At 42.5% G+C, this 17,363-nt stretch carries 14 protein-coding genes; 1 reads left to right on the forward strand and 13 read right to left on the reverse strand.

Annotated elements, in window-relative coordinates; genetic code table 11:
* The first annotated feature begins 79 nt into the window (after positions 1-79).
* Positions 80-5,518 (forward strand): CHAT domain-containing protein, encoded by a 5,439-nt coding sequence (locus PBT90_RS07835; RefSeq protein ID WP_270132565.1) that lies wholly within the window; start codon positions 80-82, stop codon positions 5,516-5,518.
* Positions 5,519-5,523: 5 nt separating this feature from the next.
* Here the strand turns inward: PBT90_RS07835 and PBT90_RS07840 are convergent, their stop codons facing one another.
* The 13 genes from PBT90_RS07840 to PBT90_RS07900 all read right to left on the reverse strand — a co-directional run bounded on the left by PBT90_RS07840 (position 5,524) and on the right by PBT90_RS07900 (position 17,363).
* Entirely contained in the window at positions 5,524-7,092 is a 1,569-nt protein-coding gene (locus tag PBT90_RS07840; RefSeq protein ID WP_270132567.1) for a glycoside hydrolase family 99-like domain-containing protein, read from the reverse strand.
* A 231-nt stretch (positions 7,093-7,323) separates the two neighbouring features.
* Positions 7,324-7,863, reverse strand: coding sequence for a GNAT family N-acetyltransferase (locus tag PBT90_RS07845; RefSeq protein ID WP_264809837.1), 540 nt, complete (start codon positions 7,861-7,863; stop codon positions 7,324-7,326).
* Between the two features lie 203 nt (positions 7,864-8,066).
* A complete protein-coding gene (locus tag PBT90_RS07850; protein WP_264809838.1) occupies positions 8,067-8,693 on the reverse strand; it encodes a hypothetical protein in 627 nt (208 codons plus the stop codon).
* Positions 8,690-8,941 carry a hypothetical protein gene (locus PBT90_RS07855; protein WP_270132572.1) on the reverse strand — a complete coding sequence of 84 codons (252 nt, stop codon included), beginning with the start codon at positions 8,939-8,941 and terminating at the stop codon, positions 8,690-8,692. Before PBT90_RS07855 ends, PBT90_RS07850 begins: the two co-directional genes overlap by 4 nt.
* A gap of 95 nt (positions 8,942-9,036) precedes the next feature.
* Positions 9,037-9,990: a hypothetical protein gene (locus PBT90_RS07860; protein ID WP_270132574.1), complete on the reverse strand. Its 954-nt coding sequence runs from the start codon at positions 9,988-9,990 to the stop codon at positions 9,037-9,039.
* 2 nt (positions 9,991-9,992) lie between these two features.
* On the reverse strand, positions 9,993-11,399 hold the full coding sequence (locus PBT90_RS07865; protein ID WP_270132576.1) for a vWA domain-containing protein: 1,407 nt from the start codon (positions 11,397-11,399) through the stop codon (positions 9,993-9,995).
* A gap of 453 nt (positions 11,400-11,852) precedes the next feature.
* Complete coding sequence (locus tag PBT90_RS07870; protein WP_270132578.1) at positions 11,853-12,821, reverse strand: transketolase family protein; 969 nt, start codon at positions 12,819-12,821, stop codon at positions 11,853-11,855.
* Between the two features lie 36 nt (positions 12,822-12,857).
* Positions 12,858-13,709, reverse strand: a complete 852-nt coding sequence (locus PBT90_RS07875) for a transketolase (protein WP_264809843.1) — start codon at positions 13,707-13,709, stop codon at positions 12,858-12,860.
* Between the two features lie 11 nt (positions 13,710-13,720).
* Positions 13,721-14,170: a thioredoxin-dependent thiol peroxidase gene (gene bcp / locus PBT90_RS07880; protein WP_264809844.1), complete on the reverse strand. Its 450-nt coding sequence runs from the start codon at positions 14,168-14,170 to the stop codon at positions 13,721-13,723.
* Positions 14,171-14,194: 24 nt separating this feature from the next.
* Positions 14,195-16,069, reverse strand: a complete 1,875-nt coding sequence (locus PBT90_RS07885; protein ID WP_270132583.1) for a M23 family metallopeptidase — start codon at positions 16,067-16,069, stop codon at positions 14,195-14,197.
* Entirely contained in the window at positions 16,056-16,667 is a 612-nt protein-coding gene (locus PBT90_RS07890; RefSeq protein WP_264809846.1) for a fumarylacetoacetate hydrolase family protein, read from the reverse strand. Before PBT90_RS07890 ends, PBT90_RS07885 begins: the two co-directional genes overlap by 14 nt.
* 12 nt (positions 16,668-16,679) lie before the next feature.
* Positions 16,680-17,048 carry an META domain-containing protein gene (locus PBT90_RS07895; RefSeq protein WP_270132587.1) on the reverse strand — a complete coding sequence of 123 codons (369 nt, stop codon included), beginning with the start codon at positions 17,046-17,048 and terminating at the stop codon, positions 16,680-16,682.
* Between the two features lie 3 nt (positions 17,049-17,051).
* Positions 17,052-17,363 carry a DUF4377 domain-containing protein gene (locus PBT90_RS07900; RefSeq protein ID WP_270132589.1) on the reverse strand — a complete coding sequence of 104 codons (312 nt, stop codon included), beginning with the start codon at positions 17,361-17,363 and terminating at the stop codon, positions 17,052-17,054.

Genomic DNA, 17,363 nt, shown 5'->3' on the forward strand with positions numbered 1-17,363 from the left:
TGGTAGGCAAAGGCTCCAAAAATCCTAAGCACATCTTTTTCGGGAGAATAGTTAGCTGAAACTTATAAATTTTTATACCATGGCAAATTTGAAAATCAGATTAAAAGGGCAAGATCATTTACCGTTTTTGGCTGGGGAGGATGCCGGCTTTGAATTATATGATTTAAGTAAGGCATACACAGTGCTGAGCCCCACGCGAGGAGATGTGCCCGAGCAGATTATTGAAGTGGATGATGACACCATTGTGGAGTTGGCGTTTGAGGATGATACCGTTTGGATGGGGGATAGCGAGACTATTCGAACGATTTTTCCTGATGGATTAACACGCTCAGCCGATGGTGATGTACTTTACCTTCCGGATGAAATCGAGTCTGAAACTCAAGAAAGAGGCATTTTTAAGAAAATTGCCCTGAAACTGGTCAAGATTTTTGTCAAAAAGAAAGTCATTCAGCCCAAAATGCGCGAACTGGCTTTTAAGCTGGAAAATAAACAGTTGGCATTTCCTGGTGAAGATTATGAGCAAGTGAATGCGGGGGTATTGGCTAGGTGTAGCCCTCAAATAGAACTCAGCACATTGGAGTTTGACAGTAATGGCAAAGCCAAACTCAAGACGGATGCTCCCTACTTATTGCTGCTTCACGGGACAGCTTCATCCACTCAGAATTCCTTTGGTGATTTGAAAAAAAGCAGGGAATGGTTGGATCTTTTCAACGCTCAAAGTCCGACCTTCAAATTCAAAAAGGAAAATATTCTGGCTTTTCAGCACAGGTCTCTAACGGCAAGCCCATTGGAGAATATTCTGGATTTAGTGAAAAGTTTGCCAAAAGGTATAGAACTGCATCTCCTGAGCCAGTCGCGTGGAGGGCTTTTGGCCGAATTACTGGCCCGCTGCTGTGCGGATTCAGAAGACCTGTCTGTAGGTTTTGATGATGCGGAGATAGCACTTTTACTCAAGTCGGAAAGAGATAAGGACCTGAGTGTAATCAAAGAAATCTCAGAAGTCATAAAAGGTAGGGAGATCAAAGTAACTTCCATGGTGCGGGTGGCCGGCCCTGCCAATGGTACCACCTTGGCCTCGAAGCGACTGAATATATACTTGAACGTCACTTTTAACCTGATCGGTTTGGCAGTGGGGCATGTGGGAAATCCCATTTATGTTGCCTTCAAGGAATTTGTGATGGGCGCTGTCGCCTGTAAGGATAATGTAGATGTGCTTCCTGGTCTGGAAGCGATGAACCCAGAGTCTCCATTTATCAAGGCCCTGAACAATCAGAATTCTAAGGTCAAAATAAAATTCCCATTGCTCGTAGTGGGTGGTTCGGCAGAGCTTAGTGTAAGTTTCAAGACGCTGGTGGTGCTTTTGGGTAAGTTTTTCTTTAGAGGGAAAAATGACCTGGTGGTGGATACAGAGAGTATGAAATGGGGATCTCCCAGAGTGGATGATCAGGTAGGGGTTTATATTGAGGAAAGCGGTAAAATAGATCACTTCAAGTATTTTTGTACGCCTGCTACGCTGAAGGCTATAATTGCTGGTCTTTCTGCCATATCGGGTAGCATTCCGGTAGAGTTTACTTTGCGTAGCAAGACCAAAGACCGTGGAGCCTTCGGTATTGAGCACGGATCTTATGCCAGGGATAAGGTTACTGGGGATAGACCGATTCTGATTCTTATCCCTGGCATTATGGGGTCGAATATAGGCCTGAGCGGAGATGATAAGGATAAGTTGGTTTGGATCAATTATCTGAAGTTTTTCTCCGGAAACTTAGAAAATCTGGATCTCAATAAAGATGAAGAAATAGGGCTCACTGCCACTTCTTTGATCAAAACATCCTACAAAAATCTGGGAGAACGACTTTCGAATACCTATGATATTGTCACTTTTCAGTTTGACTGGAGAAAGCCGCTAAAAGAAGCCACGGATATTTTTGAGAAAAAGGTTGATCAGCTTTTGAAAAAAAATCAGCCTATCAAAATTGTGGCGCATAGCATGGGGGGAGTTTTGGTGCGTGATTTTATGGTTTACCACAAGGATACCTGGAAAAGACTAAATGAATCTAAAGGATTTAAGGGGGTGTTTTTAGGCTCGCCGTTGGGAGGTTCTTTCCGCATTCCTTATGTGCTATTTGGCCATGATGGTATTATCAAATTGCTTGGTAAAATTGATATCAAACACTCCACTAAGGAGCTCTTGGAAATATTCTGCGACTTCCCGGGAATTCTAAATCTACTACCTATAGATCAGAATGGGGCGTACGACTTTTCAGACCGAAAACTCTGGGAAAATCTACGTATAGCCCATGGAGACAATACCTGGCCCATTCCTTCTAAAGAACGGTTGAAAGAATTTGGAGAGCACCAAAAGGCGATTTGGAATGCTGAAAAGCAAAAGGACGAAAAGCAAATTGATTTCTCGAACTTTTCATACATCGCAGGGCAAAGTGGGAAGAAAAGTTTTACCATATCCAATCTGGAAATCGAAGATGAAAAGCTCGTATTCTATGCCACCAACGAGGGCGATGAAAGTGTGACCTGGGCTTCAGGAATCCCCAAAAGTATGCGGGAAAAGAAGTCCGTCTACTACGCCAATGTCACCCATGGTAGCCTTTCAAAAGACAAAACCCTGTTTCAGGGTATAGAGGACCTTTTGGCTTTTGGCGAAACCAAGCGACTGCAAAATGGACTTCCTGTAAGCAGGGGTGTAGAGAAGGAATTCGTGCCAGTACAGCCTGAAATTTTTGATATTTCAGAGGAAAATGTCTTCGGTACCTTATTGGGGATTAATGAAGAAAAAGAGCTTTGGCACAATGAAAAACCAATCTCTGTAGTCGTGACCCATGGAGATTTGAAATATGCGCAGTACCCCGTTCTCGCTGGGCATTTCGAGCAGGATGTGATCTTAAATGCTGAGGCGGCTATAGATAAGCAATTGGGCGGAGAACTGAGCAGACTGTACTCGCTGGGACTTTATCCGGGTAAAATTGGTTCCAATCAAATTGTATTGAATGAATCTGATGCTAATACTACTTTCAAAGGTGGGATTATAATTGGTTTGGGTACTCAGGGAGAGCTTTCGGGCTATTATTTAATCAACTCAGTAGAAAAAGGGGTGGCTAGATACCTGACGATCAAAAAGGATCATGAAAATGATGGGGGAGTAGATGTTGATCTTCAATTGAATGGAATTTCTGTCATCGCCATTGCAAATAATTATGGTGGCCTATCTACGGACAATTCGATCCGGGCCATCATTTCAGGAGTGCAGCGTGCCAACAGAAATGTTCAAAAAACGTACGGGGGAAAAATAAAGGGCATAGAGGAAATCGAAATCATCGAACTGTACAACGATAGGGCGCTATCAATTCTTAAGACCATACAGCGTCTGAATGATGAGAATCAAAAAGACTATAATATTAATTTCAAAGGAAATGGACTGAAGTATAGTCTGGGTAAGCAGATCCGGGTTCCTTTTGATTATTCTTCCGATTGGTGGACTAGAATCAATGTGAGCCATTTTAAAGATCATCTGGAAGAGTTAGGGACTATGGAAAAACTCCGCATGTCTATTACTACAAACGGAGCCAGTGAAAAGGTGGAAAGTATCCCGTCCAGCGATCAGACGCTTGATATTCTGTTGAAACAGATGACTGTGGACAATCAGTTTTCCCCGGAGATTGCCACAGCCATGTTTGAGCTTTTGGTGCCCTTACCTTTTAAGGAAGAGCTCAAGCGGCTAAATAATATCAATTGGGTGCTGGATACCGCGTCAGCAGCTTATCCTTGGGAAATGCTTTTGGATGCGGTAGATTCTACGCCGCTTTGCGTCAATATAGGCATGGTTCGTCAGTTGGCTACCGGTAATTCCAGGGGAAAAATCGCAAAGGTACCTGAATCTACCGCTCTGGTGATTGGAGATCCGGTATTGGAAGAATACATGCCACAGCTGCCAGGTGCCAAGCAAGAGGCTTTAGCAGTAAGTGAAGTTCTGCGAAAAGAAGATTTCGATATAGTTAGCTTAGTAAATACCAAAGCCACGGATATTCTATTGGGCATGTTTTCCAAAAATCATAAAATCATCCATCTGGCAGGACATGGGGTATTCAGGCATGGTGAGCGAAAATCCACCGGAATGGTAATCGGAAACAATACTTTCTTGACCCCGGGTCAGATTGCGGGTATGAGCTCTTCTGCGGAACTGATTTTTGTGAATTGCTGCTATCTGGGTCAGATGGACAATGAAGCTGAACTGAGAAGTCAACAGAGTAATAAGTTTGCTGCAAATATCGGTACTCAGTTGATCAACAATGGGGCAAGGGCAGTAATCGTAGCGGGATGGGCTGTGGATGATACAGCTGCGTTGGATTTTTCAATGGAGTTTTACAGAAATATGTTCAATGGTTATGGATTTGGTGAGGCTGTCAAACGTGCCAGGGCATTTATTTACAATAGCCCGAAAAGCAAAAGGACTAATACATGGGGAGCATTTCAGTGCTATGGAGATCCATTTTATAAATTGGTGGAGAAATCAGAAGGGGAAGTACAAGACCACAACCTTTGTAGGGAGGAATTGGAAATCGAGTTGGAAAATCTCCTGGAAATGATGTCTGCCAATGAGTTTGATATAGCTTATGTGAGTGAAAGGATAGAAAACATACACAAACTTTCGGAAGAAAGAGGACGGTCAAACTCCCGTATCAAAGAGCTGATAGCCAGTGTGTATGCAGGTGTCATGAATTATGATAAAGCCTGCACTAGCTATCAGAAACTATTTGAGCAAGAGAAATCCGGTTATTCTGTCAGAGCCTTTGAGCAGTACTGTAATATCAGGGCAAAATTTGCGATACAGCAGCAGGTCCAAGGGAAATTAAAGAGGGAAGAGACACTGAAGAAAATCAACGAGGTCATTTCCGATCTACAGGATATGAACCGGCTGCTAGGCGAAACCAGTGAGCGGATTTCTTTGCTGGGAAGCACTTTCAAGAGAAGATTGCAATTTAGCCTATCTGGAAATGATGTGGATATGGAAGCGCTGGAAAAAGCGATGAATGCCTACCAAGAGGCCAGTGAGAAATGCAATCATTCTGACCCTTATCCCCTGTGCAATTGGTTGACGATTTACCAATTAAAAGTGTGGAAGGAGGGAAAATCCACAAGGCGAAAAGCAGATGTTAATGCCGGGGTGGCAGCACTACATAAATTGAGAGAGGAAGCAGTCAAGCGACAAAGTCCTACTGATGACTATTGGAGTGTTTCGCATTTAGCCAGCATGGCTTTGACTTCCCTTTTGCTGGAATACTCTGAAGAAAACAATGAGAAAGCACTAAAAAGCAATTTGATGCTTTGGACCAAGGCGGGGCATGCTGGACATAAAGCTGCCGAAACTGAGCATTTGGACCTACTGATTTCCTTCTTGAAAACACTAAAAAACCCGGAGGAAGAGGGTGATGTTCCATTTAAAAACTTCAAAGCAATCTATAAGACTATAGAAACACTTAAAAGAACCTTTGAGGGCAAGTCTTAGCCCTTCTACTTCTCAAAAACATCCCGAATGGCTTCTAGGTAATCAAAGCCATGGCCTTCGGTAGGTTCTATGTAGTTTCCTTCTAGGTACTCGTTCCAGCAGCAGATCATGACAGTGTTTCCGTTGCTGGACCTGTACTTTCTGGAGGTTTGCTGTGCATCTAGGAGCATCGCGGTGAAGCTGGATTTGGTGCTGTGAACTTGGTCTTTTTGAGGTTCACTGGGGAATCCGCTTGGCTGCGGCCAAGTGCCTCCAGCCGGTCGCATATCCCATCCCATCGCTGCCGGTACTTGGTATTCGAAATTTGGATCATTCTTGAATTTTTCGCTCCACATATTCCAGTGTCCTTTGTAGGTTTCCCGCATATCTGCATAGGATTTGTTGTCCTTTTCCAAAAAGTTATGATATACGTAAGCAGTCATGCCTTCGAATCCCATACTTTTCAACCTTGGGACATACTCCTGAAGTAATTGTCTGTTTTGGTATTCACCTCCTTCCCAAGGTTTATTAGGATCATAGGCTTTCCAGACTGTGGGTAATCCATACATTCTTTCTCTTTCCAGCATGGCACCAGAACTTACTGCAATAAATTTTATACCGGGAAACCCTGCTTTTTTTGCGGTAGCTTGTGAGAGGTCAAGCAGGTCTTTTAGCTTCAAACCATAAAAAGCACCCCTGGACTCTGCATCCTGCGGAAAGTAAAAATATACAACTGGCCTACCGTTTGGGTCAGTCAGGTAATCTGCCCTATTGAAATATTGGTCTATCCATAAGCGGGTGATTTTCTCATGGACTTTCAGGTAAAGTGCTTTGTCCGGGTATTCTCCTTCATAGTTTGCTTTTCGAGCCCTGGCATCCGGCGAACCTATGCCCAGCCAAAGCATCCATTTCTCATGACTGTCATCGCACCAGTTGATAGCCCATTTGAGTTGCTCTTCTTTCGGGAGTGAGGCATTGACTTTGAGCAGTACCTGAAGCTGATCTCCCCATTCTTCCATTCCCGGTACAGCTACTCTTCCGCTTATATTCGGGTCGGATTTCCAGCCTTTGGGATAATAGATTTTGGATTGGGGGCCAAAATTCAGGTGATAGTAGTAATGTCTACCATAAAACCAATCATAAGCGAAAAAGTCAATCCCATAGTCCTTCATATATTCCAGCTGTTTTCTGATCACTTCTGGATCGTCACGCTTGTAAAACCCCTTGAGTTCCTTGATGGGCTTTCTTTCCAGAAAGGGCCCCTCATAAGGATATTTTGCATTATAAATTCTGCCTTTAGGTCCCCAAATCGCTGGATTATGAATACTGGAGCATTCCTCTCTACCCATTAGGCAAGACCAAAAGCTATCTGTGTCCACAGCAGGATCTGTAGAAGTGTTCCAGCTGGGCATATAAAATACCCCTACTTGCTCTTTTTTGGTATTTTGCTGGTCGGGCAAGGTGTTTTTGTCTTCAGTTTCGAAAGAATTAACAGGGTTTAAATTCAGGTTTTTACTAGATCCTTCGGAAAAAATCAGGACCAAGGATGTTACCACCAACACAGTAATCAGGGAATACAATACAGATTTATACATGGCTTAGCTTTTTCTAAAAATAAACATGATGAACCGCTATATTACCAGTAGGCTGAATTTATGACTTTACACAGCGGATAATCGTCGGCAGTGCGGAGTTGACAGTTCACGGTACGTAAATTTGAACTTCAAACCTGTCGTACTTTATATTTACTGGCAAGGAAGCGTATATCCATGAAAATAAAATTTCTAAGCGAGAATCGGAAGTAAAGCCAGCATTTGAAACGAATGTTAATTCAAAGCTTTCCTCCAGATCTGAATACCTCTGTATTTAGTCAGCATTTTTTTATAATCCAGATGGTAGGTAAAAATCCACTCAAAGCCGACTTTTCTGTAAAATTTCTGTGCCTGAAGCTGGGTGTCCATCACTTCTAGCCACATGTATTGCAGGCCTCTTTCTCTGGCGACGGACTCTACCCATTTCATTAGTTTGGCAGCTATTCCTCTGCCTTGAAAGTCCTTGCTCAGGTATAATCTGTGAAGTTTCAGTGCATTTGGGAAATTGATCAATTCTGGTGATTCCGGAAAATCATACTTTAGTATGCCTATTTTCCAGCCTTCAAACATGATGAAAAAGTAATGGCTGTTTGGATTGGCCAGGTCTTGCTGAAATGCCTGAGGATTGTACATCTGCTCCAAATACCACTGGCCATTATCAGACCAAATGTGCTTATAAGAAGGAATGTATATTTCCTTCATAAGCTCCAATAATTCTGGCTGATCTTCAGGTTTTAACCTGATAATGCTAAGGTCTTCAGTTAGTTTGAGCATTCGAATAGGTATAGGTAGGTGATGGGGTAAGAATGAACTTCAATTTTCTGCCTTTGAGAATAGCTAATTCTTATTCAAAGAAATGAATTTAGCTGATCTTGCAAAAATTATTTTTTGAGATTTTACGTCGGGGGATTAATAGGAGCAGACTGCCGAAGAAATAAATGTGGGTCACATACTATTTTATGAGCCTATTCGGAAATTCAGGACGGATTAGATCTAAATTTTTTATACTTTTTAATCCAATCCATCATTATTTCTAATGTGTCTGAGAAGGTCAACGCTGTAATTGACGAAGGATCATAGTTTTCATTCTCTAAGGTGTCTTCGTAAAACCCGGTGAATTCATTGAGTGCTAAATAAATTTCTCGATGTCTTGGTATAGAATTTGAAAAAACTCGAATCCAATCCCTCACCGCTTTGACTACCTGTTCGGTGTCATTCTGATGTGCTCTGATATCATTTCCGGAAATATCGGAAAGTACTTTTCTGTACCTATAGGTTTCTTTTTCTAAAATCAGGAATTTCTTTTCAGAGTAGCCATTGAGTCCAGATAGTTTCAGCCCAAAATCTATTCCGCATTCAAAGGGCATATTCATTCTGGGGTATTCGTTGGTGTGAAGAGGATCTATCCGCGAAAGGTCATGTATTGAGAGCTTGGAGTCCATCATCAGATCCTTAATTTTGATCAGCCTGATATCTCCAGAGTCACTGGTCTCTGCTATCTTCGGCTTAAAATTCAGGTAGAGCAACGTGAAAAATATCCCTTTTAAAAGTGGGTAATATGCGTCGTCAAAAGGGCAGTTGATGAAAACATGCTTGCTGTTCATTTTTCAAATTCCATATATTCAATTTTTCCATTTTTAGGGTGAACTACCATGCCTTTCACCTGAGGGAGTTTCATTACCTCATCCATAGCTATATTTTTAGTCGGAACCGTAAAGATTTCATTTTTCTCTCCTTCGCGCTTCGCAGACCATCCGTCTTCAACTTCTACAATATGGATTCTATCACTATGGAATTTTGTGGATTCTTTAAATTTCTTAAGCAGTGAATTGATGTTTTTACTTTCTTTCATGGTATCATGTTTTGCCATTTGAATATACGATGATTTTGAGAATTAAGGTTATTGCTGTTTTAAGATTATTACTTATAAAGTAATGAAAACCAGTGCTATGAGAGTAAGGTGTATTGAATCAATAGCTTGTTTTCATCTCTCCATTTGATCCATCCATAATCTATTGGCTTCCACTGCTCATTTAATACCTCTACTTCTACCCAATGATCCTGAATTGAAATTGCACGCATATATCTAGATGTATGCGGTATGATTGAAGCATTATCTAAAGGTTTGATCCTTAGGGGTTGTTTTTCTCCTTCAGGAAATTCCAACATGAAAGTACTTAGAATAAATTCTGGCCAAAGAATGGTTTCCCCACTCCATTTGGACACGAAAAATGCCTGATTTGTATCAGTATTGCCTTCAATTTGTAAGTAGTCTTTCCCAATCCGCAGAATCTTAAAGTATAAAATATTATAGTCGAGCTTCATGTGCTCCGGCATTAGCCATGGCGGGGCTGTCACAATCGTATAATTACCATGTTCATTTTGAGAAAAAGTAATGCTGTCCAGCTTAGGCTGATCTTCTATAGGTTTGTCAGAATGCTGTACCGCATAAAAATATAGAACTTTGTTTTCATGATAATTTGGAGAGAAAAGTCCTAATCCCATTCTGGATCCAGCAGATTTATAATGTACTGGACTCATCAGGGTTGGAGCTGGATTTGTCTCTCGCTTTGGTTGAATATCTATGGGATTGTTTTGCTTTGATTTCTCTCGGGTATAGGATTTATAGCTTAACATGGCAAAGATGCAAAGCAATATTCCCAAAAGAATCCAGTTGGCCTTTTTGATTCTTTCTACCTCTGTTTTGGAGATGATTATCAATGCCAATACAACTCCACCAAGCGCAGTCATTAACCCATATCCTAGTACAATGGCACCTCCAGCTAATCCTTGGTTTTCGGCGGCGCCTGCAATTCCAGCACCTGCGGCCCCAAGGATAAAAGACAGCAAAAACAGCAGCAGGTAGAACGCAAAACTTGAAGGTTTGATAAACTTATTCATGGCTAGAATTCAACTGTCTTTTCAACTGTTTTTCCGGGGCTCACCTTCATTTGGAATACTTCTTTTTTGCCTGCATACGCTCTGTCTACCGGGGTGACCGTAACTTCATAATCTCCTGGAGTGAGGATAAACTCACGATGATTGCTACTCAGGGCAGTGTAGGTTCTCATACCAGCTACATTTGTTTTGGATGTTGCCTCCTTGATATAAACTGTGGCATCTATGAGTTCGGATCCATGCACTGCCCCGATTTTAGCAGTTCCAGTTTGAAAATCATGGTTAAGACTTAGGGATTCACCTGCCCGAATGACTACTTTTTCTTTGGTAACTTCTTTTTCACCCGATATGCCCAATGCCAGTAGTACCACATCATAGGTTCCTGGATTGACTTCAAATTCCTTGGGTTCACCGTAACTTCTTCCAGCAGCTACAGATCTTTGGGTCTCCGAATCGACAATTTTAATAGAGCAGTCCCATGGTTTTCCGTTATTGGTTGTGGTCCATACCATCTTGCCTCCATCGAAACTTATTTCTCTATATACTATTTCATCAGGATCTGCTGACACACCGGATAGTAGAATTGGTTGTAAATTTGTGTTTTCTAGTGCTTGTATTTTCAGGTCATAGATGCCTTCAGGCAAAGAAATCAATACACTATCTCTATAAGTTCTTTTTAAGGAAACTTTTGTATGTGTTCCAGCCTCTAAGACTTGGATCAAGGCATCTATTAACTCCCCGTTTAGCTTGACTTTGATTCCATAGTTTCCTGCCGGAAAATCTACAGTTTCAGTGGTAGCTTGATCTAAAGCTGTCAACAGTCCGTCAGAATTCAGTGCATCAAAGTATTGGCCTTCACCGGATTTTGCAGCACATCTTAGTTCAGTTGTTTCTTCTTCTTTTAAACCAAATCCTATAATATGAAGCTTAAAGTCTATTCCTGCATCTTTTGCTTGTTGTATAACCTGGCAGATATTTCCATCGCAAGATTCAATGCCATCTGTCACTAGGATAATAGTAGCTTTGGTTCCTGATTTTTTCAATTCATTGATCGCCATAGCTGCCGAGTAGGCGAGAGGAGTCATTCCTAAAGGGTTGACTTTTTGAATTTCATTTATAACCTTAGTTTTATCACTGTTAGCTAGAGGTACGAGGTATTCCACATCCTTACAATCGCCTTTCTGCCTATGGCCATAAGCGATCAATCCGATTTGTTGGGAATCTGGAAGTTTGTTAATGGAAGTGGAAAGCACCTCCCGGGCTATTTCAACTCTGGTTTTTCCTTCCATTTGTGCCCACATAGAGCCGCTGGCGTCATAGATCAATAGGATTGGTGATGATTGCTTGATTTCTTGGGAAATCACATTCATAGATAGAAACACGAAAACCAATTGAAAAAGGAGAGATTTCATAACTATCATGCTATTAAGTGAAAAGTCAGCTTGAGAAAAGTTATTCACCATGGTTTATAACTCATAACCATGGATGGATCTGAACTTAAATCCCTATCTAAGATCGTTAAAATCACTGAGTTAATGAAATTAACATCTTTAAAAATGTATTTCGTGTAAATGGAGCTGAGGACAGGTAGGTTGTTTTATAAATAGTTATCCGCAGTCCTGCCAGTAACACCAAAATGTGGATGAATAGCAACGGATAATTGTCCACGCAGTCCGTCACCGTGGCGAACATGGACCATAGTTCATTGCTCCTTTCCTAAAACTTCAGACTTTATCTCCAATGATTGCTGGTAATAAAGCCGAAGTGAAATTTGCCTTTTGGATATAAAAAAACCACAGCCTACCTCCAAGCTGTGGTTTTAAAGATGATGCTCCTTCTTTTATAGCAGCAATCATGGTATCTGTTTACTTTCTTGCCAGTACTTTCTTAGCTGCTGCTACTATATTCGCAGCGTCCAGTCCGTATTTGTCTAGTAGCTGAGTAGGGGTGCCGGACTCACCGAAGCTGTCGTTTACACCTACATATTCCATTGGAGCAGGATTGTTTCTGGCCAAAGTCTGAGCTACAGAGTCACCTAAGCCACCATTGTACTGGTGTTCTTCGGCACATACAGCACATCCGGTTTTCGCTACTGAATCCAGAATTGCCTCTTCGTCCAGTGGCTTGATGGTGTGGATGTTGATTACTTCTGCGGAGATGCCCTCAGCTCTCAACATGGCTTCAGCAACCACCGCTTCCCAAACCAAGTGTCCTGTGGCAAAGATAGTCACATCGGTGCCTTCTATCATTTTCCATGCTTTACCGATCTCAAATTTCTGTGCTGGATCAGTGAATATCGGCCAGGATGGTCGTCCAAATCTAAGATACACAGGTCCCTCATACTCAGCAATGGCAATAGTAGCAGCCTTTGTCTGATTATAATCGCAAGGGTTAATCACGGTCATATGGGGAAGCATTTTCATCATGCCCATATCTTCCAGGATCTGGTGGGTAGCACCGTCTTCCCCTAGAGTCAATCCTGCATGAGATGCGCAGATTTTGACGTTCTTGCCCGAATAGGCAATAGACTGACGAATCTGGTCATATACTCGGCCTGTTGAGAAGTTTGCGAAAGTACCTGTGAAAGGGATTTTGCCATTGATGGTCATACCTGCAGCAATCCCCATCATATTGGCTTCTGCTATTCCCGTTTGGAAGAATCTCTCTGGGAATTCCTTTTGAAAAGCACCCATTTTTAATGAGCCAATCAAATCGGCACATAGCCCAACCACATTCGGGTTTTTGCGGCCGGCTTCTAGAAAGCCATCACCAAAACCTGAACGAGTATCTTTTTTTTCTGTATAGTTGAATTTTAAATCCAATGTGTTTTCCATGTTTTCTTTTGAATAAAGGGTCTAAAAATATCCGATTTAGTAATCACCAAGGGTTTCTGGTAGCTGTCCCAAAGCATCTGCGAGCTGCTCATCACTTGGAGCTACACCGTGCCATTTGTGTGTGCCTACCATGAAATCCACTCCATAGCCCATTTCGGTATGCAGCAGGTTCAAAATCGGTTTTCCATTTCCGGTTAGGCTCTTAGCCTTTTCCAGACCTTCTACTACGGACTTCATGTCGTTTCCTTTCAGGGTGTCTATCACAGTCCATCCAAAAGATTCATACTTTGCTCTCAGGTCAATCAAATCCATGATCTTCTCTGTAGGGCCATCGATTTGTTGTCTATTGAGATCTATAGTGGCTATCAAATTATCCACTTTCCAGTGAGCTGCATACATCGCTGCTTCCCAGATTTGTCCTTCTTCTTGCTCACCATCTCCCATCAGTACATATACTGTACTGTCATCACCGTCTATCTTTTTGGCCTGCGCTGCTCCTATAGCTACAGAAAGTCCCTGTCCCAAAGAACCGGAAGCGATGCGTATGCCTGGAAGGCCTTCTTCTGTGGCAGGGTGTCCCTGTAATCTTGAGTCCAGTTTTCTGAAGGTTTTCATTTCTTCTGGAGAAAAGTACCCTGACCTGGATAATACGGAATACCATACCGGCGAAATATGCCCATTGGAAAGGAAAAACAGGTCTTCACCTTTTCCTTCCATTTTGAAATCAGAATTGTGGTTTAGCTGGTCAAAGTATAGAGCTGTAAAAAACTCTGTACAGCCTAGAGATGCACCCGGATGTCCAGATTGCACGGCGTGAACCATGCGTAGACAGTCCCGGCGCACCTGAGATGCGATTTGCTCGAGTTGTTCGATCGATTTTTTTTCCATGTTTAATAGGTTTATTTGAGTATTTGAGAGGTATGTTCTTTAGTGTTTACTTTGCTGATGATCTCTTCGATCTTTCCTTCTTCATCTATGATAAAGGTGGTCCTTACGGTACCCATGTAGGTTTTACCGAAGTTCTTTTTCTCTTGCCAGGTGCCAAATGCCTCGTGGACTTTCAGGTCAGTATCTGCGATGAGAGAGAAGGGTAAGTTTTGCTTTTCTATAAAGCGCTGATGAGATTTTTCTGAGTCAGAACTGACGCCGAGTACCACGTATCCGGCTTTGATCAGGGCATCATAATTGTCTCTTAAATTACAGGATTCTGCTGTGCAGCCGGGTGTATTGTCTTTAGGGTAAAAATACAAAACCACCTTTTTGCCTCTGTAATCAGCTAGTTTAATGGTTTCTCCTGTTTCGATTTTTGCTTCAAAATCTGGGGCCAATTCCCCTACTTTTAATGTCATATCGTTTTATTTAAGGCGTCTAATTTAACCAATCGTTCCCTTCCATTCGGCAGTATTGCCAGCATTATCGTGAACTTTTAGCAAAACTTCTCCTTTGAAAGGCTTATTTTCTAATTTTTCGGACCAAATCACGGCCTGCTTATGCTCATAGCGCATCAAAACCCATTCTCCGTCCACATAAGCTTCAAAGCTATCAATCCCTGACAAATTATCCCTAATCACAAAGCGTAAATCACTGCTATTTACCCGAACAACAGAAATACTAGGTGCTGCATGATCTTCCAAAATCTTGAAATCCCCAAAATACCTGCTGTTGAAATTCAGGTGATTTCCGCTCCATGTCCCACCTAAAAAGGATTTGGAATTTCCGTTGACCAGATATGCATGAGCTCTATCCTTGGGTCCGGTGTAGCCTGGGAGATTCCAGCTGATCTCCATGGACCGCCAGAGGTATTCCGAGCGATCGTTGATTTGGAGTGTGGGAGCGGAGGAGCTTCCCGACTGGGAAACCCGTAGGAATAGGTCGTCCAGGACTGTCTCCTGACCAAAGTGGATCTGCACATTTTCATCTGCATAGGCATATTGCTTACCTGCAGGAATCTTTGCCTGAACCCCAAGTGTCAATAGCTCCGAACATATATCCACTTTCTCCGGTATCCCAAAATCCATGTCCCATAGGTAAGTTCTACTATTTGCATCCTGGTAGACCGGTAGCATCTCAAAGGTATTGGTCCCTACAAAGAATTTGGCCAAGCCTCCTTTAGGACTGATGGGTGCCTGGATTTTCAGGATATTGTCCAGGTAGTCAATGCTAGCCCTAGAGGGTGCCACGCCATCATTTGCCGTAAAACTCTGCTCTTCTCCCTCTAAGGAAATACCGATCTCACGCTTATTTCCCCTGGCATCTTTCAGAGTCAGTATGTAGTCTTTTCTCACTCCCTGGGCCAATTCCAGGTGTCCCGTGGTTGGTGTATTCGGATGTAAGAATTCAAATTTTAGGTTTTCCTGTTTGTACAGTTTCGTATATCGGTTTTGATGAGTGTGCAGTAAAAACTGCCTGCTTAGGTTAAAATCTACCTTGTCGACCAGCAGTTTAAAAAGAGTCCCAGTACTATCTGCTAATTCAAAATAGGGATATCCATTTCTATTGCTGGCGCCGTCCAGTTGATCATAACTGCGGATTTCTAAGCCTACTCGCCCTGTGATTTTCACTGTGGATGGGAGGCGGTAATTTCGTCCCGAGGACACGGGAGTAATTTCCAGTCGCTCAAATTTCCCATTTACCCGGGAGTCTATGTCCAGCGGTACAATCGCGATGGATTGCGGGGTGGGAGGAGTGCGGTCCAGTACCTCTTCAAAACCAAAGGGAAGTGCATCCACTGCTCTATCCAAACTGTCCCGAATCTCAAAATGCAGGTGGGGGCCTCCAGAACCTCCGGTGTTCCCACTATCAGCAATTCTTTCGCCTTGTTTTACCTGTAATTCCCCTGGTTCCGGGTACACTTCCAGTTCATTGACCTTGGCTTCATACATCTTCTTTCGCATGAAGGCACTGAGCTCTTGATTAAAGTTACGAAGGTGCCCATAGAGGGTGATTTTACCATTTGGGTGTTTCAGGTAAATGACGTTTCCGTACCCGAAAGAGGATACTTTGATTCTATGTACCCAGCCATCGGCAGCGGCGAGAATGGGTTCACCTTCCTGGCCTCCGGTTTTGAAGTCCAGCCCGGTATGGAAGTGGTTTGGGCGCAATTCCGCAAAATTTCCAGAGAGGTAATTTCTCCCTCCAGGTTTGATCGGTGATTTGAAGTAATCATGATCAATCTCTTGTGCCAGGGAAACTGTGGAAATGGCCAGAAAAAGTAATAGAAAGGAGTAGGGTAGGTTATTTAACTTCAAAATCCAGCAGCTTTTCTGTCCCGATAAATCCTTCCAACTGGTCACCAACCTGCACAGGTCCCACTCCCGCCGGAGTCCCGGTAAAGATCAGGTCACCTTTTTTCAAGGTAAAAAACTGTGACACATACGCTATGATAGTTCCAAAATCAAAGAGCATTAGCGAAGTGTTACCCTTTTGACGGGTTTCTCCATTGATATTCAAATGAAAATCAATGTTTCCAAGGTCTTCAAAGTCACTTACTGCCCTAAATTTCCCAATCGGTGCAGCGCCATTGAAGCCCTTGGCAATCTCCCAAGGCAGTCCTTTGGCTTTGCACTGAGCTTGCAGGTCTCTGGCTGTAAAATCCACGCCAAAGCCGATTTCTTCAAAATACCGGTGCGCAAATTTCTCTTGAATGTACTTTCCTTCTTTGCTGATTTTCAGTACCAACTCTCCCTCGTGATGAATGTCCTTCGAAAAGTCAGGATAGAAAAAAGGCATCCCGTTTTTCAACAGTGCAGTATCAGGCTTCAAAAACACCACTGGATCGCCTGGTGTTTCATTTTTTAATTCTTCGATATGTGCCGCATAATTACGGCCTATGCAGATAATTTTCATTTAAAATCAAAATTAATCAATGGCTTGAAATGTCATTAAAGTATTTCCTACGCTGTCTTGAAGACTTAGGGTATTTGATTGGATCTGGTAAGAACGAGCGGCTTCTAAAGCCTGCTTAATTTCGTTTTCAGCCTCCATGTTTGGGCAGGCCATCATGGTACTCATGCCCGGCCCTAGAAGCAGGCGTTCCCCATCATTTTCTTTGATTGCTCCCCGGATAGTGTTGCAGCCTGCATTGCCAAAGTAGGTCTTTGCGCTAGCATCAAATTCAAAAGCCAATGCCTCACCACTCTTGTAATCTTTTGGGTTTTCAATGTTTCCTACTTTAAGCACTTTCCAAATGTTGGTCAGGCGCAATTTTGGGTCAGGGTTCTTAGCCACAACCTACACTAGTTCGTATTTCTTTGAGCTGGCATCCATTGGGATTTCTCCTTCCTTGTCCGATACTCTGACTTTGATCTGGTAGATATGGCCTGGAACGTAATCAAACCCTTCAATGGAATCGTAAAAAAACATCCACTCACCAGACTGGATTTCTTCCCCTTTCTGTATTTGAAGGCATTTCATGGGGCCAGCCCCCGTGCAATCAACTTTTGCGCTATTTATAAACCAGGTTTCTACCAGTTCATCATTTTCATTTTGACAGGAAATTGCCCCTAAACTCACTGCTATTAATAGAATAAATATTGACTTCAT

Origin of the sequence: Algoriphagus sp. TR-M9, from assembly GCF_027594545.1 — a bacterium.
Classification (GTDB): Bacteria; Bacteroidota; Bacteroidia; order Cytophagales; family Cyclobacteriaceae; genus Algoriphagus; species Algoriphagus halophytocola.